Genomic DNA, 23,187 nt, shown 5'->3' with positions numbered 1-23,187 from the left:
GTGGTATTTCAGTCTATATATTAAGAGCGCGAGCAACTGGCGAACCATTTGCGCCAGTGTATTTGATTATTTTCAAGCCAATGCTTCGCAACCAAGCTTGGGGTGAAATTCTCCAGATTTACCATAGCAGCAAGCTGTTCAAGCATTGCGCCGGTCATATTGAACTGACGCAAGCCCTCTGCCAGGCAAGGATGTTGCTCAAAAAACGGCGTGCTGACCACTTTTTTTAACCAGCCAGATTTGGGGTTGCCGCAGTCAAACAGAAACTTGGGATTCACGCCCCAACCCGGCTCAGTTTCACATCGCTCGTCAAAGTCCGGAAACTCAACAAACTCACCCGGATATACAGCACCCACCCAGTTAGGCGTCCAGTTAAACATGAGAATGGGCTGTTTGATTTTGTGCGCAATGGCCAGCTTTTTCCACAAAGCCTCACCGCTTTCGACTTGTTCCACAACAAATGGCAGCTTCAGTGCCCGGATCCTGGCTCTATCTGGCTTTTCCCATGGCCCTGCAATGTATACCCCTTTACCGTGGGAACCGGGACGGGCAAATACCTCCGCACACTGGATCAGTGCCTGCCAATGGGGAAGCCCGGGACAATGTTGCTTAACATAAAGTGGATACCACCAATCTTCACGGGTTTTTAGCGCATAATCCCCCAGGTCGACTATGACCTGGCTTTGCATCAGCTGGGCATATTTATCTGCCATGGTGCCTTCCCACACTTCGACCTGTACGTCCGCCATACCGGCTTTAAGCAAGAACCATTGGCCATCCGTTTTAGCCTCGATAAACTCTGTCTGGTAGCCCAGCTCCGTAAAAATATCTGCCACAATATGAGAAAGAACCTGTTGGCTGGTCCAGTCGTTGTAGAGGATTTGCACTGGCTGCGCGGCCCTCAGCGACAACGACCATGCCAGAATCAAAACACAGAACAAAGGATGCATAATAAGACAGAAGCCAAAATACAGGTTTCTTCAGTATAGTTATAAAATCGTTCTGCCGTACCTTCGCATCGCATGTCTTTTTTGTGACACAATTATTTACAAAGATACATGAAAAACAATTTCACAATATTATTACAACTGTACCAACGTGAGTATTGTTCAATAAATGAACACCACGCATTTTTTTAAAAGGAATATCAAAATGAAACTCAATTTAAACAAAAAAAGCATCAAAAGACTCAGTACAGACAAAGCACTGGCAATGCAAGCGACGCCAGAAGTGGCAGGAGGTCGTCCAAAAAGCTACTTCAATAACTGTGCACCAACAGAAAACCGCTTTTGTTGGGAAGAGTCTATCAACAATTGTCCTCTGTCTCAGGCTATCGGGTGCTAGTCCTTTAGCTCATGGCCGAGTTACTCAGTCAGATGACGGGTGATTTGCCTGATAATCTTGTCTTGATTTAAACTCTAATACGGTCGCATTGATGCAGTAGCGATCGCTTCCACCGGGCCCTTCCTTAGCAAATACATGACCCAGATGAATTCCGGATGAACTAGAGCGGATCTCAACGCGTTGCATGCCATGGCTATTATCCTCATGATAAGTCACACTGTCTGCGACCGGATGCTTAAATGACAACCAGCCAGTGCCCGAATTAAACCTATCTTTCGTATCAAATAAAGGCTGACCACTGAGCTTATCAACAAAGACCCCATCCCCTGTTTTCTTGAACAAGTCATATTGCTTACAAAACGGCCTGTCTGTGCCCTGCTCAAATGCGGTTTTAAAGGCGTCGCTGTCACCCAATTTAAATGCACCCAGCGCCTGATAGAATTCCTTACGATTCATATAGCCCTGAAAGCCAGCAACTTCTTTACCATTTTCAAGAAATAAAATGGTAGGTGTTGCCCAAGTTGCAGACATGATACTCAGCCCCTGCAACTGACTGGCGCGGCGAAAATGTAAAGGAATGCTGCCCTGATAATCGTTCACGACTTGCTGCTTAAACTTGTCACAATAGGGACAGTAAGGCGCATCAATCACAACCACGTGCTTGCCCGTTAGCAAAGCGTCGTTGTCAACTTGCTGCTCTGCCACATCGACAAAAGTGACACCAGTACTGTGATCCGGGCAATACCCATTGGGGTTTTTCACCAAGTAATTCTGGTGATATTCTTCTGCCCGTACAAAAGCTGCAAGCGGTTTAAGCTCGGTCTGAATTTGGCCATATCCCGCTTCCGTCAACAACACCTGATACTGCTCAGTTAACGAAGTAGCCTGCTTTTTTTGCGCTTCATCGGTGTACAGTATTATCGAGCGGTATTGTGTACCTATGTCGTTGCCCTGACGGTTTTTCTGAGTCGGGTCATGGCTTTCAAAATAAGCTTTAAGCAAAGACGCGGTCGAAAGTCGACTGGCATTGTAAGTGACCCGTACTACTTCAGCATAGTTGTTAGGATCAAAACGCCTGCTGGGTGCCGTAATTGCCTTGTAACTTGCTTTAAACCCGCGGCCATCAGCATAGCCAGACTCGGCATCTATCACACCGGGTAAAGCCTCATAACGTTTTTCTGCCCCCCAAAAACACCCAGATCCCAAAACCAACGTTTTAATATGCGAGCTGGCTTGCTCAGGTGTCGTACTGTTGACAGAGACTTCACCAGCATTCACCAGATTCACTGCACTTATCAGCGTAAATCCCAGAATTAGTCGTTTATTCACTCCGGTATCCTTTAAATAAATATCTGTTGTCTACTGAGACCGCGAAACCCTAACTGCAATTTCACTTTCGGGGAAAAAACCTACCAGCCCGCACTTTAACTAGGATTCTGTGTCATTCAACGACATTTAATTAATTAATCTGAGCGTTTAGGGTAAAACAAAACCCAAATTAGTTATTGAGGGTTTAATCAATGTCATTATCTACTCGTCTTTGCGCACTCAGCGTCGCACTTTTCGGCTCAGCTTCGGCTTTGGCCGCTGACATCCAATTCACCAGTAAACTGAACGAAAAAACCGATGCACTGGTTGTGTTTCAGGATAGTGAGCAAAGCAATGCATTTAAATTTCTTGACAGAGATACCCGTAAACAGCTTACCAAAGCACTTGAAGCAGACAAATTTACAGGTGATTACGGCAAGGTTGTAGAAGTATTGGCGCCTGTGGACTCAAAACACAAGCGCATTCTGGTCGTTGGTCTTGGCGAGCGTGATGAGCTGGATAGCGCAAAAATGGCCAAGCTTGGTGGTAACCTGCATGCCAAGCTTGAGAAAAAAGAAGCTGGTACCGTTAGTGTCGCATTTAAAGGCGTTAATGGTCAGCTAAGCAATCATGCGCTTGCTGCACAATATGCACATGGAGCAAATCTGCGCGACCACACTTTTGAACTATACAAAAAAGAACCAAATACACACAGCATGACCTATAGCCTGAGTGTTGATGACCAGCGTCAGACCCAGGCCGAGTACATAACTTTAAGCTATATCGAACAAGGTGTTTTTCTGGCGCGTGACCTGACCTCAGAGGTCCCGACTGAAATGACGCCAGTTGACTTTGCAAATGCCGCAAAACAACTTGAGCAATATGGTGTTGAAGTTAAAATCCTGGAACCTGAGCAACTTAAGTCTCTGGGAATGAACGCGTTAGAAGGTGTTGGCAGAGGCAGTAAAGAAGGCGCACGCCTGGTCGTAGCCCATTATAAAGGAAATAACGACACCCCAATCGCACTGGTTGGTAAAGGGATCACGTTTGACTCAGGCGGTTATAGCATAAAAACAGGTAAATCTATCGCCCGCATGAAATCAGATATGGCTGGCGCTGCTGCGGTACTGGGTACAGTGAAGGCCATGGCACTGGCAAAAGCAGATGTGAACGTTGTTGCTGTGATGGGCATGGCCGCGAACATGGTTTCTGAAAACTCTATCGCGCCTGGTGACGTACTGCGTACAGCAGAAGGTCTGAGTGTCGAAATCCTCAACACAGATGCGGAAGGCCGCCTGGTATTGAGTGATGCTATGTGGTACGCCCGCACCTACTACAAGCCAGAGGTAATGGTTGACCTTGCGACGCTGACAGGCTCAAAAATCCGTGCAGTCGGTAACCGCTATGCAGCAGTTTTCTCAGACGATGACCAGCTGGTCACAGAATTTACGGTTGCAGGCAAAGCTGTTAATGAGCCGCTATGGCGACTTCCTCTGGGCTACAAAGATATGCTGAAGTCCGATATTGCAGATATTGCCAATATTGGCTCTGGCGGCCCTGGCGCAACCACAGCGGCCTCATTCCTGCAGCACTTTGCCGGTGATACGCGCTGGTTACATATTGATATTGCCGGAAACGCACTAACTACCACAGGTAAAGGTGAAGTATCTCCAGGTGGCACCGGGTTTGGTGTACGCCTGTTGAGTGAATGGTTGTTAAGCAACTAACTCAATCCCAACCGAACAGAGCCATGCAACCCTTGCATGGCTTTTTTTTAGCTGTGGTCAGCTCTGAGACTGACAACGCTGGACAGGTTTGGCAAGACAGCCAACAATAAGCTTGCTATGCTTTGCCCGGGTGTCCCTCTGAGTGAACCGACACTTATGGGCCGCCACATGTGAAGACAATAAAATGAAAATAAGAAACCATGACACAAGAACAGACTTATCTGCTCGGCGAGCAAGCTGTTGTACTCGACCTTAACTGCGCCCGACTCGACAACGAACAACAGAACCGTTTGTTTGCCCTACATCGCTACCTGCAAAAACAGGCCGGGTACACAGATATTGTAGTTGGAAAAACTTCTCTTACCCTGGTTTTGCAAGACCCTACACAGGGTACTAAATGGCTAGAAGCATTACTCAGCCAATGGCATGCACTCAGTGCAGAAGACTTTCAACCCAACACTCACAAAATCCCGGTTATATATGGAGGAGAAGCAGGCCCAGATCTGGCACCACTGGCCGAACAGCTGAACTTATCGCAACAAGACATCGTCGAGCTGCATAGTTCACCGACTTATCAGGTCAAATTTCTGGGTTTTTTACCTGGTTTTGCCTATCTGGGTAGTGTGCCAGAGCAGCTTCAGGTTGCCCGTCTCAGCTCACCCAGAACACATGTGCCAGCCGGCTCTGTCGCCATCGCTGAAGATTTAAGTGCGATTTACCCCAGCGCCTCTCCCGGCGGCTGGCGACTGCTGGGTAACAGCATTACTCGCTTATTCGATGCCAATGCGCAGTCCCCCAGCTTGTTTCAGCCAGGTGATAACGTCAAATTTGTGCCACAGAAGGAGGGCCTATGCTAGAAGTCATTAAGCCCGGCGTGCAAATGTGTATCCAGGATCTAGGACGACATGGGCATCGTCATCTGGGGGTCTCGCAAAGTGGTGTGATGGACCCCATGGCACTGCAGATTGCCAACCTGTTACTGGATAACCCGCCAAATACCGCGGTACTTGAAATCACGGTCGGACTAGCCCAGCTAAAATTTACGACAGCTACCAATTTTGCACTGACCGGGGGAGACCTGAGTGCACGCCTTGACGATACACCACTGACACCCGGCTGGCGCTATTTTAGCAAGCCAGGTCAGATCCTGAGCTTCGCCTCGAGCTCCGAGGCACTGCGTGCCTATCTGAGTGTCGAAGGTGGGTTCAGCTTGAAAGCCGTGTTGGACTCACACTCGACCGATATTCAGGCGGGATTTGGTGGCATAAATGGTTCAGCATTGGCCGCCGGCGATCAGCTGCACTATGAAAGCTGTATAGAAAAAAGCAGTGCTGGCGCACTTCAACCTCCCTACCACAAGAAAATACGCATATTGCCGGGCCCACATTGCGAACGGTTATCCCTTACAACACAGCAGCTATTGTGCACTCAGCAATGGCAGGTATCGCCAGATAGCAATAGAATGGGTATGCGACTTTCGGGCTCTGAGCTAGTCACTCATCAGGTTTCTATCAACAGTCAGGCCGTGTTACCTGGCACCATTCAGCTACCGCCAAACGGCGCGCCTATTGTATTGCTGAATGATTGTCAAACCACAGGCGGTTACCCAATGGTCGCTCAGGTGATTGCGGCGGATCTGAGACACTTTGCTCAATTGAGTGCCGGAGATAGCATTAGCTTCACGCTCGTCACCCCGGCTCAGGCATACCAAGAGATACAACAACAACAATTTCATCTCAACCAACTGCGCATTGCGCTGACACATCGCGACAGGAGTATTTCGTGAGCGAACTTAATTTTTTACCCCTTACAGGGATACTGGTGGTGATCCTCGGATTTGCCTTTCGTTTTAACCCCCTGCTGGTCGTGACCTGTGCCGGGCTCGTCACCGGCTGGGCAGTCGATTTAGATTACCTGACTTTGCTGGAAACCTTTGGAGAAAAATTTCTTAACTCCCGCCAGTTAGCGAGCTTTTTATTACTCTTGCCTGTGATTGCTATCTTAGAACGCTATGGCTTACAGCAGCATGCCAAAAGTTGGATAGCCAGTATCAAAGGTGCCACCACAGCGCGGATCCTCAGCGTCTATTTTGTTGTGCGTGAATGTAGTGCAGCGCTTGGCCTCATCAACCTTGCAGGCCAGCCTCAAACAGTACGTCCTTTATTAGCACCTATGGCGCTTGGTGCAGCAAGTAACATGCATGGAGACTTACCCAAACCTGTCCGGGATATGATCAGTGCGCATGCCGCAGCGTGTGATAATATTGCCGTCTTCTTTGGTGAAGATATTTTCATCGCCTTTGGTGCCGTATTACTAATGGATGCCTTTTTAAGAGAAAATGGCATTACGGGAATTGAACCTCTTCATATTGGTTTATGGGCCATTCCGACAGCCATTGCGGCATTGATTGTCCACCTGTTTCGACTGGCCAGACTAGAAGCCAAGATACGAACGCAAATAGCCCTGCATGCCGAGCAAAACGGCTCCAATACAAGCAATTCAGTTGCCCGGGAGGAATTGGCATGAGCACAATAGCCTCCTCTGCCAGTGCGCAGCCTGCTATCCTGTCGATTGATAATATATATCTGCTAATCGGCTTCGTGGTGTTATTTTTGGTGGTCAAAACACTGCAAGATAAACACCACCCAAAACGACTAACTACCGCCTTGTTCTGGGGATTATTTGGTAGTGTGTTTCTGTTTGGTGATTTATCTGCCGCCTATTTGGGAGAAAACCTGACCCATCGCTGGGTAGGAAGCTTTGTCATCGCCATCGCAATACTGGCCGGAATGGGCAAGGTCTCCATGGGCAGCTACGATATACCCAGTGACGAAGTGCAGACTGCCAGTGCCCGACGGATCGGTAATAAGCTGTTTATTCCCGCAGTGCTTATCCCCATAGTAACTGTGGTGTGTACTATCCTGCTCAAAGATATTCAGGTAGCAGGGTTGTTTGTATTCGACCAGAGTCATGTGACCCTTGCAGCACTGACGCTGGCCTGTACAGTCGCACTGTTAGTCAGCTGGAAGTTTACCGGTGGTAGCCCGTTTCAGGCTCTGGGGGAATCACGACGCCTGGTTGATTCCATAGGCTGGGCCGCAATTCTGCCGCAAATGCTCGCGATGCTGGGAGGGGTGTTCATCGTCGCCAATACCGGCACTGCCATTCAAGATCTGGTCACATTATTTGTTTCTCCCGACAACCGCTTCATGCTGGTTGTTATTTACTGTATCGGAATGGCCCTGTTTACAATGGTCATGGGTAATGCATTTGCTGCTTTCCCTGTTATGACAGCCGGTATTGCCGTGCCATTTCTAATTCAAGGTCATGGCGCAAGTCCGGCCCCGTTAGTTGCCATCGGTATGTATTCAGGTTATTGCGGAACTCTGATGACGCCTATGGCCGCCAATTTTAATATCGTTCCGGCAGCGCTATTAGATCTGAAAGACAAATATCAGGTTATCAAAGTTCAAATTCCGACAGCTTTGTCGCTGTTAATCATTAACATCTTGCTCATGTATGGAGTCATCTTCAATGACTAAAGGAACGCATAAAACCGTATTGTTGACGGGTTTCGAGCCCTTCGGCGGTGAATCGATTAATCCCTCCTGGCAGGCTGTACACCAGCTCGACGGTTGCCACATAGCAGGACACACAATCCGTACCAAGGAGCTTCCTTGCGAGTTTGATCATGCCTTAACACAACTGAACAGAGCCATAGATAAATATGCCCCTGCGCTGGTTCTGTGTGTGGGCCAGGCAGGTGGCCGCGCGGATATTTCTATTGAACGTGTTGCTATCAATATTAACGATGCACGTATTCCGGATAATGCCGGTGCTCAGCCGATAGATACGCCGGTATTAGCGGGAGGGCCTGCCGCTTACTTTGCTGCACTCCCCGTTAAACATATGCTCAATGACCTCAGACAAGCGCAGATCCCGGCCAGTATTTCGAATACCGCCGGCACTTACGTGTGTAACCATGTCATGTACGGATTACTTCACTATATCAATGAGCATCAGCTCAATTGTCGTGGTGGCTTCATTCATATCCCTTACTTACCCGAACAAGCCACGCACCAAATCGGTGCACCCAGTATGAGTGCTCCTCAGGTCGTTGATGCGCTCAAAGTCATGATTTCCTCTGCGCTGACCCATGATACTGACCTGCAGATTGCTGCGGGCACCACTCACTAGCCACACCGCCCTATTTTGGTTCATTTTTGCACCAAAACAGGGCAACATTTACTCACCAAAATCACAGTTTTTTTATGTGACTTGATATCCCATTTCTGATAGTACTATGAGCACGAGACACCGAAAATACAGGTGCTCGACAATAATAGCTAACAGGAATGAGGTCCATTATGTGTTCAATTTTTGGTGTGTTGGAAATTAAATCCGACCCAAGCGTTCTGCGTGAGCAGGCAATAGAAATGTCTAAGCGTTTACGCCACCGCGGGCCCGACTGGTCCGGTGTTTATGCCAGTGAGAAAGCAATCCTGGTGCACGAACGACTCGCCATCGTTGGCGTATCCAGTGGCGCACAACCTTTGTACAACCCGGAGCGGACGCATATTCTTGCCGTAAATGGTGAAATATATAACCACAAGGAACTGGCGCAGCAACTAAGCGTCCCTTTCACCTTTCAAACCCAATCAGACTGTGAAATATTACTGGCACTATACAAGCAAAAAGGCCCTGAATTTCTGGATGACCTGAACGGGATTTTTGCCTTTTGCCTGTACGATGAGCAAGAGGATGCCTACCTGATTGGTCGCGACCATATTGGTATTATTCCGCTATACACAGGTCGTGACCAGCATGGTAACTTCTATGTCGCCAGCGAAATGAAAGCGCTCACTCCTATCTGCAATCAAATTGAAGAGTTTCCGCCAGGACATTACCTGTACTCAAAAGAAGGCACGCTGAGACCCTATTATCAGCGAGACTGGCAGCAATTTGATGCGATTAAGGATAATAAGGCGGAACCTGGTACGGTCAAAGAGGCATTAGAAGCTGCCGTAAAACGTCAGCTCATGTGTGATGTGCCTTACGGCGTGTTACTCTCTGGGGGCCTGGACTCATCCGTTATTTCGGCCATAACGCAAAAATTTGCGGCGCGACGCATTGAAGACGATGATGCGACTGAAGCCTGGTGGCCCAAACTACACTCCTTCTCCATCGGCCTGGAAGGATCACCTGACCTGGCAGCTGCGCAGAAGGTCGCCGATCAGATAGGCACAGTTCATCACCCAATCCACTTTACTGTGCAGCAGGGTATCGATGCACTTAAAGAGGTGGTTTATCATCTAGAAACCTACGATGTCACGACAATTCGGGCATCTACCCCGATGTATCTGATGGCACGTTACATCAAAGCCATGGGGATAAAAATGGTGCTTTCAGGGGAAGGAGCTGATGAGTTGTTTGGGGGTTATTTGTATTTCCATAAAGCCCCCAATAGCCAGGAATTCCATGAAGAGCTTAACCGTAAAGTCTCTAAACTGCATATGTTTGACTGCCTGCGTGCGAACAAGTCCATGGCTGCGTGGGGAGTGGAAGCCAGAGTACCTTTCCTCGACAAAGAGTTTGTGGATATAGCCATGCGTACTAACCCGGATTATAAAATGTGTAAAGAAGGACGCATTGAAAAACACATCATTCGTGAAGCATTCGATGGCTACCTGCCAGACGATGTGCTTTGGCGTCAAAAAGAGCAATTCTCCGATGGCGTTGGTTATTCCTGGATAGACTCGCTAAAAGAGTATGTTGACGAGAAGGTCAGCGATCAGGAGCTAGCCAGCGCCCAGTACCGCTTTCCTATCAACACCCCGGATAGCAAAGAGGCTTACTACTACCGTTGTATTTTTGAATCACACTTCCCTGGGGATGCGGCAGCCAAATGTGTGCCTCACGGTAAATCAGTCGCCTGCTCCACGCCCGAGGCACTGGCCTGGGATGCGTCATTTGAGCAAAACGCGGATCCTTCAGGTCGTGCAGCCAATGTCCACAGCCATGCCTATGACAATACCAACTCATAACAGTGGCGTATAAAAAAGGGCCATCAGGCCCTTTTTTATTTAGATGAACTTTTTGATAATAAAGTCAACTTTAACCCGCTTTGCCTGGCCAAGTATTTTCTTCACTGGTGATGGATAATCATCCACTGTTTCAAGATCCTGCGGACCGGCCAGTTTGGTGCAGTTAGCTAGAATAGCATCACGTTCCTGATTAATGGCCTGCTCGAGTTGCTGCTCAGGATCTTCTATCAGAATACCATTTTCGATATCCAGGCCCCAGGCACGCGGATTTAGATTATGGCCGGTCATCAGATGTACCTGATTATCCCGGTTAATCCCCTTCAGATGAAATGAGTTATTGCCATCGCGCCACAAGTAAACATTCAACTGACCGGCATTGAGATAACGTCTTTGCGATTTAAGAAACTTGTACAAAATGGTCTCGTACAAATAAGGCAAAGCACCAATACGACTAAACGGCTGATCAGGCGAAATATAAAAGTCGTTTGCGGTTTTATCACCAATCACTATGGTGACGGTCTTACCTTCTTTGAGCAACCTTCGCAATGAGCGCAGTAAGGGAGCCGGAAAATTAAAATAAGGTGTGTATAACAACAGCTCACGCTCTGTAGTGTCGAACAAGGCTTTGATAAGTCGATTTAGCTTGTTAGTACGGCGACCAAACCCCAGAAAAGCACGCACATTTAAGCCCTTTTCCGCGGTTGCCGCACTCATGTCGTACTGAGCTTTTTTGAGCTGCTTCATCAGCTGCTTTTGCGCCAACTTTAACTCTGAAAACGGTTTAAGTGGGCGTAAATCCAATCTCGGAACCGCCTCGCTGGAAAGCAAATAAGTATCCAGGAAATGGCAGAAGCTTGCCGCAAGTGCGGGGTTCTTAATCACAAAGTAGCGATCAAGGCGGTATTTATCACCATACTGCAAATAGACATTGTTAATGCTGGCGCCACTGTAAAGTACAGTGTCATCGATCACGAACCCTTTAAGATGAAGTACCCCAAATAGTTCTTTTGCTTTGACCGGCACACCGTAAACTTTAACCTGTGAGCCAAACTGTGCTTGCATATCACAATACAGCTTCGCATTACCTTCTGATTTGGCTTCGCCTATCAGACCACGCTGAGCACGATGAAAATCGACCAGCACATGGATCTCCAGTTGTGGCCGCTCTGTTGCTACCTTATGTAAAGCAGAGAGTATTTCACGACCCGCCTCATCGTCTTGCAAATACAGCGCGGTTAAATAAATGCGTTGCTGTGCGCCGCGAATGAGTGTCAAAAGCTGTGTATGATACTGTTTCGCGTCAGTGAGTATTCTGCAACTTTCCGCTTCCAGTGAAAACCCAGGTTTATCCTGCCAAAATGCCATAACTACCTTTAAAAACAGACTAACGTCAAATAGACAGAGAAAAATTCCCTAGAACATAGCAAAAAAAAACTCTCAGGTCATGAAATACCGTTCATTTACACGCTTGTGGCGCAAATTCTCAGCAAGTACAGTATATTTGACAGCTTGTCATTTTATAAAAAATCGATTTTTGCAATTTATTTTACTTCTGGCTTGAAATTCATAGAATCGGCAGCACTAACTAGAGAAGATAAAATTTATTTTTAGGAATTGTTTACATGAGTGATGCAAAACACTGCAAACTATTGATCTTAGGCTCAGGACCTGCAGGCTATACTGCCGCGGTCTATGCAGCCCGTGCTAACCTTAACCCAGTACTGATCACAGGCATGCAACAAGGCGGTCAGCTGACTACCACTACTGAAGTTGAAAACTGGCCAGGTGATGCGCATGGATTGACAGGCCCTGCACTGATGGATCGCATGAAAGAACACGCTGAGCGCTTCGAGACTGAGATCATTTTTGATCACATCAATAAAGTTGATGTCACTAAGCGTCCTTTCACTTTAACAGGTGATCAGGGTACTTATACTTGTGATGCGTTGATCATTGCGACAGGTGCTTCTGCTAAGTATCTGGGTCTGGAATCAGAAACCAACTTCCAGGGCCGCGGTGTGTCAGCATGTGCAACCTGTGATGGATTCTTCTATCGCGGACAAAAAGTTGCGGTTGTTGGTGGCGGTAATACAGCGGTTGAAGAAGCGCTGTATCTGTCAAACATTGCTGAAGAAGTACACGTGATCCACAGACGTGACACTTTCCGCAGTGAAAAAATCCTGTCAGACCGTCTGATGGAAAAGGCAAACAATGGTAACGTTGTACTTCACCTGAACAAAACGCTCGATGAGGTCCTGGGCGATGACATGGGTGTGACGGGTATCCGTATTAAAGATACCGATTCTGACGCAACTGAACAGCTAGACCTTGCTGGTGTGTTTATTGCGATCGGCCATAAACCAAATACAGACATGTTTGCAGATCAGCTGGAAATGAAAGACGGCTACCTGGTTGTACAATCAGGCCTAAACGGCAATGCCACTCAAACCAGTGTTGAAGGCGTTTTTGCTGCTGGTGACGTCTCTGACCACATCTACCGCCAGGCAATTACCTCTGCGGGCACAGGCTGTATGGCAGCCCTGGATGCAGAGCGTTACTTAGACAACCTTAAGTAACGCCTGCAGGAAGACGTGTGACTTAACGCACGTCTTCCAATATAAAATCCCCACGCCTAAGCAAAAATAGGTTAGACTGACTTCATCCCCGAGGTTTTTAGTTTGTAATTCAGATCCGCGAATATGACTCAGCAATTGTTTCATCTGTCTGCTACCGATTTTATTTTTCCTCCCTGCCATTTTGCACTCAAAGATCCAGATGGGCTGCTGGCCGTAGGTGGATGCCTGAGTACCACAAGGCTGCGTCGCGCCTATCAGCAAGGTATTTTCCCCTGGTTCAATGAACGAGAGCCCATTATGTGGTGGACGCCGAGCGAACGGGGGATCCTCGACTTAAATGAGTTCCATGTCAGCCGTTCACTCAAAAAGTCTCTGCGAAAACTTGCGCCGCAGGTTACTGTTAACACAGCATTTGAGCAGGTTATTAAGGCATGTAGAGAACAACGGCTTGATAAAGAAGGTACCTGGATTAACAGTGCCATGCTCGATGCTTATCTGAGAGCCCATGATGAAGGGTTCGTACACAGCGTTGAAGTGTGGCACGAGAGCACCCTGATTGGCGGTTTATATGGAGTGATGTTAAATGGTGTTTTTTGCGGTGAGTCAATGTTTTACCGCAAACCCGATGCATCCAAACTGGCTATGTGGGCATTGGTCAACTGGCTCAAGCGCCATGATGCCCATTTCATAGACTGCCAGCTGGAGAACCCTTATTTGGTGTCTTTAGGTGCAAAAGTCATCTCACGAAGAGAATTTTTAGCTAAACTTAAGATAGCAAGCCATTATCAAGTGCCTGAATCGATGTGGCATCCGCAACCATTGAGGGCGATATATGACTGAACATTTCCCTTCAAAAATTGGACTGAGCCAACAGTTTGATTGCAGTTACCTCGCAGACAGAAAAGAGCAGTTGTTAGTTATACTGGATAGCAACTGCTATACACCATCCCGTTTTGAGACCTTGCTCTCATTTGGTTTTCGCCGGAGTGGCGATCAGATATATCGTCCACACTGCCCTGCCTGTCATGCCTGCCAGTCAGTACGTGTACTTGCAGATGCGTATACCCCTTCGCGCTCACAAAAGCGCAAGTGGAATAAAATAAACCCAGAGTTTCGCTTTGAATACAGTACTCAGGAACAACCTGACTATTATCAGTTATACGAAAAATATATCACTATGCGCCACAGCGATGGCTCTATGTATCCGCCCAACCGGCTACAGTACGAGAGCTTTTTGTTTTGTCGCTGGCTGCCCATCACTTTCATAGAGCTGTGGCACAGAGACCAGCTCATAGCCGTTGCAGTCACGGATACCATGCCCACCGCTCTATCGGCTATCTATACTTTTTTTGACCCCGAATATGCTCAATTGAGCCTGGGGACTATCATGATCATGGCCCAATTAGACTTTGCCCGCCAACATGATAAAGCGTACCTCTATCTTGGTTACCAGATAGATGCCTGCGCCAAAATGCGCTATAAGCAACAATATTTACCTGCACAACAGTTCAAAAGCGATGTCTGGGTAAACATTTAGATTACAAAAATAAGCGCTCCTGCCTTTACTTATCGCGCGCTTTTCGGCAAAATCTGCACCGTTAAACTTATCAAAGAGGTGATACGCTCCCCATGGCGAAAGAAGACGTTATTGAAATGCAAGGCACGGTCCTTGACACTTTACCAAATACTATGTTCCGTGTTGAATTGGAAAATGGTCACGTAGTTGTGGCACATATCTCTGGCAAAATGCGCAAAAACTACATCCGTATTTTGACCGGTGACAAGGTGACTGTTGAAATGACACCTTATGATCTGAGCAAAGGACGTATCGTCTTCCGCGCGCGTTAATTCGCCCAGCTCAGTAACGCTTACCACACTAAGCGGATGCAAAGAGACGATTAAAACAAAAAGCCCGGCGATTGCCGGGCTTTTTGTCATCTTAAGTCGAGGTTAAGCAGGTTCAACCACATTAGACTCGAACTTAAACGACAGCTTCTTATCTTTAACAGATATAGTGACAGTCCCACCATCAACCAGCTCACCAAACAAAATCTCATTAGCAAGCGGCTTTTTAAGGTTGTCCTGTATCACCCTGGCCATTGGACGCGCGCCCATGGACTTGTCGTAACCGATGTCTGACAGCCAATCTCTCGCTTCATTGGTCAGATCAAGACAGACAGATTTCTTATCAAGCTGCGCCTGTAGTTCAACAATAAACTTATCGACGACCTGCAAGATAACGTCTTTCTCAAGGTGGTTAAACCAAATAATATTATCCAGACGGTTTCTGAACTCAGGCGTAAACACCTTATTGATCTCAACCATAGCATCGTGCGAATGATCCTGCTGCTGGAAACCAATAGATTGGCGCACGGTTTCCTGAACACCCGCATTGGTTGTCATCACCACAATTACGTTGCGGAAATCGGCTTTACGACCGTTATTATCGGTCAGTGTACCGTGGTCCATAACCTGTAATAAGATGTTGTAGATATCCGGATGCGCTTTTTCAATTTCATCCAGTAACACTACAGAGTGTGGATGCTTAATCACCGAATCGGTCAGCAAACCGCCCTGTTCGAAGCCAACATATCCAGGAGGCGCACCAATCAATCTGCTCACCGCATGGCGCTCAGAGTACTCAGACATGTCAAAGCGCACAAACTCAATGCCCATACACTTCGCCAGTTGCTTAGTCACTTCCGTTTTACCAACCCCAGTTGGGCCCGCAAACAAGAATGAACCAATTGGCTTATCTTCACTGCCCAACCCTGAGCGTGATAAACGAATGGCAGAAGTCAGCGCATCAATGGATTCATCCTGACCAAAGACAAGCATCTTCAGATTACGATCCAAATTCTTAAGCACTTCTTTGTCGCTTGATGACACATTCTGCTGAGGAATGCGTGCAATCTTAGACACTATCTGCTCAATATCAGCAACACCAATCGTTTTTTTACGTCGAGAAGCTGGCAACAGACGCTGATTTGCACCCGCTTCATCAATCACGTCGATAGCTTTATCAGGCAAGTGACGCTCATTAATGTACTTTGCGCTCAGCTCAGCAGCTGCCTTCAACGCTTTTTGGGTATATCGGATACCATGGTGTTCTTCGTAACGTTCTTTCAGACCGCTAAGAATTTTCGCGGTATCAGCTACACTCGGCTCTACTACATCAATTTTCTGGAAACGCCGCACCAGGGCACGATCTTTTTCGAAAATGTTTTTAAATTCAGAATACGTAGTTGACCCTAAGCAACGGAGCTGACCACTTGATAGTAAAGGCTTAATCAAGTTTGAGGCGTCCATCACACCACCTGACGCCGCTCCAGCCCCTATGATAGTGTGAATTTCATCGATGAATAAGATGGCATTCGGTTTTGCTTGTAATTCCTTCAGCAATGCTTTGAAACGCTTTTCAAAGTCACCCCGATACTTAGTCCCGGCAAGTAATGCGCCCATATCCAGTGAATACACCACAGCATCGGCAATCACTTCTGGCACCAGCTCATTAACAATCCGATACGCCAAGCCCTCAGCAATCGCCGTTTTACCAACACCTGCCTCACCAACCAGCAGTGGATTGTTTTTCTTTCTGCGGCATAGGACCTGAATGGTCCTTTCTACTTCCTGATCGCGCCCAACCAAAGGATCAATTTGACCCGCTTTGGCCAGCACGTTCAAATTGGCGGTGAAGTTCTCCAATTTGGTTTTTTCTTCAGACGCAGCTTCGTGACTCTCTTCATGGATTTCTTCGTTATCTTCCGGCTCAACTTCGTCGTCCGATTTCGAAATACCATGACTAATATAATTAACAATATCCAATCGGCTGACATCTGCTTTTTTCAGCAAATACACAGCCTGACTTTCCTGCTCAGAGAAAATCGCCACTAACACATTGACACCAGTCACTTCATTACGACCAGAAGACTGCACGTGGAAAACGGCACGTTGTAATACGCGCTGAAAGCCAAGTGTCGGCTGTGTTTCACGGTCTTCTTCCAAATCTGGAATGACCGGCGTCGTCTCATCAATAAATTCGGATAACTCCTTTTTTAGCCCCTCTGTGTCAACGCCACAAGCATTCAATGCTTCACTGGCAGACGGGTTATCGATCAATGCGAGCAGTAAATGTTCTACCGTCATAAATTCGTGACGGCGATTTCTTGCCTCACGAAACGCGGTATTCAGAGTAATTTCTAAGTCTTTATTTAGCATTGGCAACCCCCAACGAGAATATATAAGGTCATTCCTGCTCACAACTACAGAGCAGCGGGTGCTCGTGATCCCGAGCATATCGATTTACCTGCTCAGCCTTTGTATGGGCAATGTCGGCAGGATACAGTCCACATACCGCTTTTCCCTCGTGATGTACTTTCAACATCACTTCAGTTGCTCTTTCGCTATCCATACGGAAAAATGTCATTAAAACTTCAATGACAAAATCCATTGGTGTGTAATCGTCATTGTTTAAAATCACTTTGTATTTGCGCGGCGGTTGCAACTTTTGCTTCTGTTCCTCGCGGACCGCGTCAACCACACCAGATTCGTTTGTCCCACTCATAATAAAATATAGTCTTGTCTTATCAACTCAAGCAACTTGAATTGAAAAATAAATAAATTGTTAAAAAATCGCTTTAAAAACTTGACTGTCTGGCCAAATAAACTACAGTCTTTACCTAGCTGGACATATTAATCATATGGGCAGCTTAGCAAATTTCAAAGGTTAGATTAACTTAATTTAGTCAACTTATAGAAGGATGTAGAAGTATGGCTTGCGGAAAAGTCAAATGGTTCAATAATGCCAAAGGGTTTGGTTTCATCGTAGAAGACGGCAGCGAAGAAGATATCTTTGCCCATTACTCCACGATTGTAATGGATGGATACAAAACGCTTAAAGCCGGTCAGGATGTAACATTCGATCTGCAAGAAGGTCCCAAAGGCCTGCACGCTACCAACATCGCGCCGATAGCGGAGGAAGTTGTGTAGCATTGCAAGATTTTGGCACACTCAAAGCGGGTTACGTTTGTTTCTCGCTTAATCCCCTTCGTTAATTAGTCTCATTTCTTCCACCTTAGTTCATAAAATTTTATATGTTTATTAAATTGCATTAGCGACTTAGTCATTTGGTTGATACAATCCCCGCCGATGTCAAACAAGCCAACCAATTTGTTATGCCTCAGGGCGCGTCAGGTGTGTTAGATATTTTTATTGTGCCCACGAGTAACAATACCTAACAAACTTGCTATATGCCGAGCTCAGCCATCAGCTTGATGATCCCTTATCAGGTCACCAAGCTGATGGCTGAATAAAGATCGTGTATGCGGATACGTCCTTGAATAGCAAGCTTTTGCTTTGTTGAACGGCTGTTTAGCCCTAAACTATCTAGGAATGATGATGACATCAAAAATTATTTACACTAAAACAGATGAAGCGCCGGCTCTGGCAACTTATTCTTTATTGCCAGTTATCCAGGCTTACACCAATGCGGCTGGTGTTGAAGTTGAAACTCGTGATATTTCACTGGCAGGCCGTGTCATTGCGAACTTCCCAGAATTTCTGAGCGAAGAGCAACGCATTGGTGATGCTCTGGCTGAGCTAGGTGAACTGGCCAAAACGCCAGATGCCAATATCATCAAACTCCCTAACATCAGTGCGTCTATCCCGCAGCTAAAAGCGACAATTAAAGAGTTGCAAGAAAAAGGCTATGCCCTTCCTGACTACCCTGAAGAGCCAAAAGACGACAAAGAAGCCCAAATCAAAGCGACTTACGACAAGATCAAAGGTAGTGCAGTAAACCCTGTATTACGTGAGGGTAACTCAGATCGTCGCGCGCCAGCTTCTGTTAAAGCGTACGCACGTAAAAACCCGCATTCAATGGGTGCATGGTCTAAAGACTCACAATCCTATGTTGCCAGCATGAGCGAAGGCGACTTCTTCGGTTCTGAGCAATCAACTACCGTTGCACAAGCAACTGACGTTCGTATTGAACACGTTGCCGCAGACGGCACGGTTGCAGTTCTGAAAAAAAGCACGCCACTATTGGCAGGCGAAATTATTGACGCGTCTCGTATGAGCGTAACTGCACTACGTAGCTTCCTGGAAGCAGAAGTAGAAGCTGCAAAAGAGAAAGGCGTACTTTTCTCATTGCACATGAAAGCCACCATGATGAAGGTTTCTGATCCAATCATCTTCGGTCACGCTGTTAAAGTCTTCTATAAAGAAGTATTTGCTAAGCATGGCGACACGTTCGAAGAGCTGGGTGTAGATGTAAACAATGGTATTGGTGACGTTTACAACAAACTAGCTAACCTGGACGATGCAAAACGCGCAGAAATTGAAGCAGATTTAGCAGCCGTTTATGACCTGCGTCCAAGTATTGCAATGGTTGACTCTGACCGTGGCATCACAAACTTGCACGTACCAAGCGATGTTATTATCGATGCATCTATGCCAGCGGCGATCCGTACCAGTGGTCAGATGTGGAATGCGGAAGGTAAGCAACAAGATACTAGCTTCGTAATTCCTGATCGTTGTTACTCTGGCGTGTATCAGGCAACCATCGAGTTCTGTAAAGAACACGGTGCGTTCGACCCTCGTACTATGGGTACTATCCCTAACGTTGGCCTGATGGCACAAAAAGCCGAAGAATACGGTTCGCACGACAAGACTTTCGAAGCACCATCAGCTGGTCAAATCCGCGTTGTTGACCAGGCAGGTAACGTATTGCTGCAACACGATGTTGAGCAAGGCGATATCTGGCGTATGTGTCAGGTGAAAGACGCACCTATCAAAGACTGGGTTAAGCTGGCAGTTAACCGTGCACGCGCAACTAACACACCTGCGGTATTCTGGTTGAACGAAAACCGTGCGCACGATGCTGAACTAATCAAAAAAGTAAATGCCTACCTGCCAGAGCACGACACTGCGGGTCTGGAAATTCACATTCTGGCGCCTATTGAAGCAACCAAATTCTCACTTGCTCGCATGAAAGATGGGCAGGACACGATTTCAGTGACTGGTAACGTACTGCGTGATTACCTGACAGATCTGTTCCCAATTCTTGAGCTGGGCACCAGTGCAAAAATGCTGTCTATCGTGCCACTCATGAACGGCGGCGGTCTGTTTGAAACAGGTGCTGGTGGTTCTGCGCCTAAGCACGTACAACAGTTCGAAAAAGAGAACCACTTACGTTGGGATTCGCTGGGTGAATTCCTGGCGCTAGCGGCCTCTCTTGAACATCTGAGCCAGGTAACTGGTAACAGCAAAGCACAAGTACTGGCAGATACGCTAGATGCAGCAACAGGTAAATTCCTTGATGAGAACAAGTCTCCTTCACGTAAAGTGAAAGAACTCGACAACCGTGGCAGCCACTTCTATCTTGCTATGTACTGGGCACAAGCACTTGCAGAGCAAACTCAAGATGCAGAGCTACAGGCTAAATTTGCCGACGTTGCAAAAGGTCTAACAGACAATGAAGCAACAATCGTATCGGAACTGAACGATGCTCAGGGCCAGGCAATGAATATTGGCGGTTACTTCCAGCCTAACGATGTACTGGCAGCAGAAGCCATGCGTCCGAGCAAAACACTGAATAACGTATTAGCTAACATGGCTTAATGCGTTAATTGCTCTAAAAAAAGGGTGGCCTCACAGCCACCTTTTTTATTTGCCGCCATTCTTTGCTACACTCGCGCCATTGCAACTCAGCTATACTAGTGACTATGCCTGCACAGCGCACAAAAAACCGAACACACACTGCTAAGCGCACTACTCATAAACGCCCCGGCACACAACGCACGAATAAACCCAAACTCTCGCCAGATCAGGTTAAAGTCATTCTGTTTAATAAACCATTTGATGTTCTGTGCCAGTTTACCGACGATCAGAACCGCCAAACACTCGCCAACTTTGTTGACATAAAAGATGTTTATGCCGCTGGACGACTCGACCGGGACAGCGAAGGCCTACTGTTGCTCACCAATTGCGGCCGCTTACAACATAAGCTGACTGAACCGGGGAAAAAAACCAACAAAACCTACTGGGTCCAGGTAGAAGGTGAGCCAGATGACACCGCATTGGAGGCATTGCGTGAAGGTGTCATACTTAAAGACGGTCCGACACGACCAGCCAAAGTGCGCGTGATCACAGCTCCCGATGTATGGCCACGCACACCCCCTATCCGCGAACGTAAGAACATTCCCACTAGCTGGCTGGAGATCACCATATCTGAAGGCCGTAACCGTCAGGTAAGGCGCATGACAGCGCATGTTGGTTACCCGACCTTGCGACTGATCCGTTACCAAATCGGTCCCTACACCCTGGATGGGATTGAAAATGGCCAGTATCGCGTGATGAAAACCACTTAACCCGGTGATGAAAAACTTGGGATTAATCAGCCCGCGACTTCCGGGCACCTTGATTTACATGCTATAATGCAGCTCACTTTTTTGTAATCAAAATACACAGCGAGTTTATGAGCGATAACAGTCAAATTAAAGTCATCGTCGGTATGTCCGGCGGCGTAGATTCCTCCGTTTCGGCCTACCTGCTTAAACAGCAAGGCTATCAGGTTGAAGGCCTGTTCATGAAAAACTGGGAAGAAGACGACAATGACGAATACTGTGCCGCCGCTGAAGATTTAAAAGACGCTCAGGCAGTATGCGATAAATTGGGCATAGAGTTGCATACCGTTAACTTTGCTGCAGAATACTGGGATAACGTATTCGAGTATTTCCTTGCCGAATACAAAGCGGGTCGTACGCCAAACCCGGACATCATGTGCAACAAAGAGATCAAATTTAAGGCTTTCCTTGAATTTGCCGCCGAAGCACTGGGTGCAGACTACATCGCAACGGGCCATTACGTACGTCGTGAGGAACGAGATGGTAAGTTTGCCATGTTACGTGGGCTGGATAACAATAAAGATCAAAGTTACTTCCTTTATACACTCAGTCACGAGCACGTGGCACAAACACTTTTCCCAGTTGGTAATATCGAAAAGCCGGAAGTACGCCGTATTGCAGAAGAACAAGATTTAATTACTCACAATAAAAAAGACAGTACCGGTATTTGCTTCATTGGTGAGCGCAAATTTAAAGACTTTCTACAAAAGTTTCTGCCTGCTCAACCTGGCAATATCGAAGACAGCGAAGGCAACCATGTTGGTGAACATGAAGGCCTGATGTATCACACTTTGGGTCAGCGTAAGGGGTTATTGATTGGGGGAATGAAAGAAGGCTCCGGTGAACCCTGGTACGTAGTCGACAAAGACGTTGAACGCAATGTGTTGATCGTTGGGCAAGGTAAAAACCACCCTCGCCTGTTCAGCAATGGCCTGAACGCCAATCAGCTCCACTGGGTTGACCGAGTTGGCCCACAAGGCACAACGCGCTGTACAGTCAAGACCCGTTATCGCCAGGAAGACATCCCTTGTACATTACTAGTAGGTCAGGATGGCATGGCACGTGTGTTATTTGATGAACCGCAAAAAGCAGTGACACCAGGACAATCTGCGGTCTTTTACCTGGATGATGTGTGTCTTGGTGGTGGTATCATTGAGTCGGTGATCAAATAATGCAACGTGAAGTCGTGATCCCACTGGCAGCAATGTGTCACATTGCCAAACTCGTTCAGAAATGCGCTCGATATGGCACTTTTAACAGCCACGAAACGGACAGTATATTAAAAAGTATCACTATTACTTCACCGCAAAACCCTCAGGATGTCTACGAAGACCCCAGTGCCGTCAAGCAAGGCTGTCGCGCACTCGCAGATCAGCTGAGTGCGCAAGGTGAAAAAGACGTGGAAATGGTCAAATATGTGGGCAGCCTGATGCAGTTAGAGCGCGCATTATCAGCCAATGATAAAGCACTGGCTGAACTGGGTAAGCGCATTGAGCAACTCGACAGGCAACTACAGCATTTTGATATCGGTGACGAACAAATCATTGCCGCTCTGGCTGATATCTATAGCCAGGTTGTAAGTCCGGTGGGTCCAAAAATCCAGATTTTTGGTAAGCCCGAGTTGCTCAAACAATCTCATGTACAACATCAGATCCGGGCCCTGTTACTGGCCGGGATCCGCAGCGCAGTACTATGGCGTCAGCTTGGTGGTAAGCGTCGTCAATTTTTCTTTGCAAAGAAAAAAATCATTACTGCTGCACAAAGTTATATTTAAATATCGTTC

The 23,187-nt window shown here is 47.1% G+C and carries 22 protein-coding genes; 17 read left to right on the top strand and 5 right to left on the bottom strand.

What is annotated here, in order from left to right:
• Nucleotides 1-20 precede the first annotated feature (20 nt).
• Nucleotides 21-887, bottom strand: a complete 867-nt coding sequence (locus MHN31_RS05070) for an ABC transporter substrate-binding protein (protein ID WP_239443614.1) — start codon at nucleotides 885-887, stop codon at nucleotides 21-23.
• 265 nt (nucleotides 888-1,152) lie between these two features.
• On the opposite strand from MHN31_RS05070, the gene MHN31_RS05065 reads away from it, so the two are divergent.
• Nucleotides 1,153-1,344 (top strand): hypothetical protein, encoded by a 192-nt coding sequence (locus MHN31_RS05065; RefSeq protein WP_010385368.1) that lies wholly within the window; start codon nucleotides 1,153-1,155, stop codon nucleotides 1,342-1,344.
• Nucleotides 1,345-1,368: 24 nt separating this feature from the next.
• On the opposite strand, the gene msrA is transcribed toward MHN31_RS05065, so the two are convergent.
• A complete protein-coding gene (msrA, locus tag MHN31_RS05060) occupies nucleotides 1,369-2,631 on the bottom strand; it encodes a peptide-methionine (S)-S-oxide reductase MsrA (RefSeq protein WP_239443649.1) in 1,263 nt (420 codons plus the stop codon).
• A 233-nt stretch (nucleotides 2,632-2,864) separates the two neighbouring features.
• Between msrA and MHN31_RS05055 the strand changes: the two genes are divergently transcribed.
• From MHN31_RS05055 to asnB, 7 genes are all read left to right on the top strand, one after another.
• Nucleotides 2,865-4,379 (top strand): leucyl aminopeptidase, encoded by a 1,515-nt coding sequence (locus MHN31_RS05055; protein ID WP_239443613.1) that lies wholly within the window; start codon nucleotides 2,865-2,867, stop codon nucleotides 4,377-4,379.
• A gap of 200 nt (nucleotides 4,380-4,579) precedes the next feature.
• Nucleotides 4,580-5,236 carry a 5-oxoprolinase subunit PxpB gene (pxpB, locus tag MHN31_RS05050; RefSeq protein ID WP_194867896.1) on the top strand — a complete coding sequence of 219 codons (657 nt, stop codon included), beginning with the start codon at nucleotides 4,580-4,582 and terminating at the stop codon, nucleotides 5,234-5,236.
• Nucleotides 5,230-6,165, top strand: coding sequence for a biotin-dependent carboxyltransferase family protein (locus MHN31_RS05045; RefSeq protein ID WP_239443612.1), 936 nt, complete (start codon nucleotides 5,230-5,232; stop codon nucleotides 6,163-6,165). Before pxpB ends, MHN31_RS05045 begins: the two co-directional genes overlap by 7 nt.
• The gene (locus MHN31_RS05040) at nucleotides 6,162-6,905 is read left to right on the top strand and encodes a DUF969 domain-containing protein (RefSeq protein WP_058795166.1); all 744 of its coding nucleotides are present in this window, start codon (nucleotides 6,162-6,164) and stop codon (nucleotides 6,903-6,905) included. The genes MHN31_RS05045 and MHN31_RS05040 overlap by 4 nt, the downstream gene beginning before the upstream one ends.
• Nucleotides 6,902-7,921, top strand: a complete 1,020-nt coding sequence (locus MHN31_RS05035) for a DUF979 domain-containing protein (protein ID WP_239443611.1) — start codon at nucleotides 6,902-6,904, stop codon at nucleotides 7,919-7,921. Before MHN31_RS05040 ends, MHN31_RS05035 begins: the two co-directional genes overlap by 4 nt.
• Nucleotides 7,914-8,576, top strand: coding sequence for a pyroglutamyl-peptidase I (pcp, locus tag MHN31_RS05030; protein WP_049863767.1), 663 nt, complete (start codon nucleotides 7,914-7,916; stop codon nucleotides 8,574-8,576). Before MHN31_RS05035 ends, pcp begins: the two co-directional genes overlap by 8 nt.
• A gap of 170 nt (nucleotides 8,577-8,746) precedes the next feature.
• On the top strand, nucleotides 8,747-10,423 hold the full coding sequence (asnB, locus tag MHN31_RS05025) for an asparagine synthase B (protein WP_194867893.1): 1,677 nt from the start codon (nucleotides 8,747-8,749) through the stop codon (nucleotides 10,421-10,423).
• A gap of 39 nt (nucleotides 10,424-10,462) precedes the next feature.
• Here the strand turns inward: asnB and pssA are convergent, their stop codons facing one another.
• Nucleotides 10,463-11,788: a CDP-diacylglycerol--serine O-phosphatidyltransferase gene (gene pssA / locus MHN31_RS05020; RefSeq protein WP_194867892.1), complete on the bottom strand. Its 1,326-nt coding sequence runs from the start codon at nucleotides 11,786-11,788 to the stop codon at nucleotides 10,463-10,465.
• Nucleotides 11,789-12,045: 257 nt separating this feature from the next.
• Here pssA and trxB point away from each other — a divergent pair, with 257 nt between their 5' ends.
• The 4 genes from trxB (at nucleotide 12,046) to infA (ending at nucleotide 14,847) form a co-directional block, all read left to right on the top strand.
• Nucleotides 12,046-12,999 (top strand): thioredoxin-disulfide reductase, encoded by a 954-nt coding sequence (trxB, locus tag MHN31_RS05015; protein WP_194867891.1) that lies wholly within the window; start codon nucleotides 12,046-12,048, stop codon nucleotides 12,997-12,999.
• A 123-nt stretch (nucleotides 13,000-13,122) separates the two neighbouring features.
• On the top strand, nucleotides 13,123-13,839 hold the full coding sequence (aat, locus tag MHN31_RS05010) for a leucyl/phenylalanyl-tRNA--protein transferase (protein WP_239443610.1): 717 nt from the start codon (nucleotides 13,123-13,125) through the stop codon (nucleotides 13,837-13,839).
• The gene (locus tag MHN31_RS05005) at nucleotides 13,832-14,536 is read left to right on the top strand and encodes an arginyltransferase (RefSeq protein WP_138536845.1); all 705 of its coding nucleotides are present in this window, start codon (nucleotides 13,832-13,834) and stop codon (nucleotides 14,534-14,536) included. Before aat ends, MHN31_RS05005 begins: the two co-directional genes overlap by 8 nt.
• A gap of 92 nt (nucleotides 14,537-14,628) precedes the next feature.
• Nucleotides 14,629-14,847, top strand: a complete 219-nt coding sequence (infA, locus tag MHN31_RS05000) for a translation initiation factor IF-1 (protein WP_002962494.1) — start codon at nucleotides 14,629-14,631, stop codon at nucleotides 14,845-14,847.
• A gap of 102 nt (nucleotides 14,848-14,949) precedes the next feature.
• Here infA and clpA read toward each other — a convergent pair whose 3' ends face one another.
• Both clpA and clpS read right to left on the bottom strand, forming a co-directional pair.
• Nucleotides 14,950-17,217 carry an ATP-dependent Clp protease ATP-binding subunit ClpA gene (gene clpA, locus MHN31_RS04995; protein WP_010385383.1) on the bottom strand — a complete coding sequence of 756 codons (2,268 nt, stop codon included), beginning with the start codon at nucleotides 17,215-17,217 and terminating at the stop codon, nucleotides 14,950-14,952.
• 28 nt (nucleotides 17,218-17,245) lie between these two features.
• Entirely contained in the window at nucleotides 17,246-17,563 is a 318-nt protein-coding gene (gene clpS / locus MHN31_RS04990) for an ATP-dependent Clp protease adapter ClpS (protein ID WP_010385384.1), read from the bottom strand.
• Between the two features lie 206 nt (nucleotides 17,564-17,769).
• On the opposite strand from clpS, the gene cspD reads away from it, so the two are divergent.
• From cspD to hflD, 5 genes are all read left to right on the top strand, one after another.
• Complete coding sequence (gene cspD, locus MHN31_RS04985) at nucleotides 17,770-17,988, top strand: cold shock domain-containing protein CspD (protein ID WP_010385386.1); 219 nt, start codon at nucleotides 17,770-17,772, stop codon at nucleotides 17,986-17,988.
• A 408-nt stretch (nucleotides 17,989-18,396) separates the two neighbouring features.
• Nucleotides 18,397-20,619 (top strand): NADP-dependent isocitrate dehydrogenase, encoded by a 2,223-nt coding sequence (locus MHN31_RS04980; RefSeq protein ID WP_239443609.1) that lies wholly within the window; start codon nucleotides 18,397-18,399, stop codon nucleotides 20,617-20,619.
• A gap of 104 nt (nucleotides 20,620-20,723) precedes the next feature.
• On the top strand, nucleotides 20,724-21,368 hold the full coding sequence (locus MHN31_RS04975; protein ID WP_239443608.1) for a pseudouridine synthase: 645 nt from the start codon (nucleotides 20,724-20,726) through the stop codon (nucleotides 21,366-21,368).
• Between the two features lie 107 nt (nucleotides 21,369-21,475).
• The gene (gene mnmA, locus MHN31_RS04970) at nucleotides 21,476-22,576 is read left to right on the top strand and encodes a tRNA 2-thiouridine(34) synthase MnmA (RefSeq protein WP_010385392.1); all 1,101 of its coding nucleotides are present in this window, start codon (nucleotides 21,476-21,478) and stop codon (nucleotides 22,574-22,576) included.
• A complete protein-coding gene (gene hflD, locus MHN31_RS04965; protein WP_125561341.1) occupies nucleotides 22,576-23,178 on the top strand; it encodes a high frequency lysogenization protein HflD in 603 nt (200 codons plus the stop codon). The genes mnmA and hflD overlap by 1 nt, the downstream gene beginning before the upstream one ends.
• Nucleotides 23,179-23,187 lie beyond the last annotated feature (9 nt).

The sequence above is a fragment of the Pseudoalteromonas sp. McH1-42 genome (assembly GCF_022347845.1).
GTDB classification, from domain to species: Bacteria; Pseudomonadota; Gammaproteobacteria; order Enterobacterales; family Alteromonadaceae; genus Pseudoalteromonas; species Pseudoalteromonas rubra_D.
Note: the sequence above shows the minus strand (reverse complement) of the source record. Positions and strands in the feature narration are given on the sequence as shown.

Excerpts from the sequence above, each read along its gene's own strand:
- MHN31_RS05065 (WP_010385368.1), top strand. The coding sequence starts at position 1,153 with ATGAAACTCAATTTAAACAAAAAAAGCATCAAAAGACTCAGTACAGAC.
- MHN31_RS05055 (WP_239443613.1), top strand. The coding sequence starts at position 2,865 with ATGTCATTATCTACTCGTCTTTGCGCACTCAGCGTCGCACTTTTCGGC.
- pxpB (WP_194867896.1), top strand. The coding sequence starts at position 4,580 with ATGACACAAGAACAGACTTATCTGCTCGGCGAGCAAGCTGTTGTACTC.
- MHN31_RS05045 (WP_239443612.1), top strand. The coding sequence starts at position 5,230 with ATGCTAGAAGTCATTAAGCCCGGCGTGCAAATGTGTATCCAGGATCTA.
- MHN31_RS05035 (WP_239443611.1), top strand. The coding sequence starts at position 6,902 with ATGAGCACAATAGCCTCCTCTGCCAGTGCGCAGCCTGCTATCCTGTCG.
- pcp (WP_049863767.1), top strand. The coding sequence starts at position 7,914 with ATGACTAAAGGAACGCATAAAACCGTATTGTTGACGGGTTTCGAGCCC.
- asnB (WP_194867893.1), top strand. The coding sequence starts at position 8,747 with ATGTGTTCAATTTTTGGTGTGTTGGAAATTAAATCCGACCCAAGCGTT.
- pssA (WP_194867892.1), bottom strand. The coding sequence starts at position 11,788 with ATGGCATTTTGGCAGGATAAACCTGGGTTTTCACTGGAAGCGGAAAGT.
- trxB (WP_194867891.1), top strand. The coding sequence starts at position 12,046 with ATGAGTGATGCAAAACACTGCAAACTATTGATCTTAGGCTCAGGACCT.
- aat (WP_239443610.1), top strand. The coding sequence starts at position 13,123 with ATGACTCAGCAATTGTTTCATCTGTCTGCTACCGATTTTATTTTTCCT.
- MHN31_RS05005 (WP_138536845.1), top strand. The coding sequence starts at position 13,832 with ATGACTGAACATTTCCCTTCAAAAATTGGACTGAGCCAACAGTTTGAT.
- infA (WP_002962494.1), top strand. The coding sequence starts at position 14,629 with ATGGCGAAAGAAGACGTTATTGAAATGCAAGGCACGGTCCTTGACACT.
- clpA (WP_010385383.1), bottom strand. The coding sequence starts at position 17,217 with ATGCTAAATAAAGACTTAGAAATTACTCTGAATACCGCGTTTCGTGAG.
- clpS (WP_010385384.1), bottom strand. The coding sequence starts at position 17,563 with ATGAGTGGGACAAACGAATCTGGTGTGGTTGACGCGGTCCGCGAGGAA.
- cspD (WP_010385386.1), top strand. The coding sequence starts at position 17,770 with ATGGCTTGCGGAAAAGTCAAATGGTTCAATAATGCCAAAGGGTTTGGT.
- MHN31_RS04980 (WP_239443609.1), top strand. The coding sequence starts at position 18,397 with ATGACATCAAAAATTATTTACACTAAAACAGATGAAGCGCCGGCTCTG.
- MHN31_RS04975 (WP_239443608.1), top strand. The coding sequence starts at position 20,724 with ATGCCTGCACAGCGCACAAAAAACCGAACACACACTGCTAAGCGCACT.
- mnmA (WP_010385392.1), top strand. The coding sequence starts at position 21,476 with ATGAGCGATAACAGTCAAATTAAAGTCATCGTCGGTATGTCCGGCGGC.
- hflD (WP_125561341.1), top strand. The coding sequence starts at position 22,576 with ATGCAACGTGAAGTCGTGATCCCACTGGCAGCAATGTGTCACATTGCC.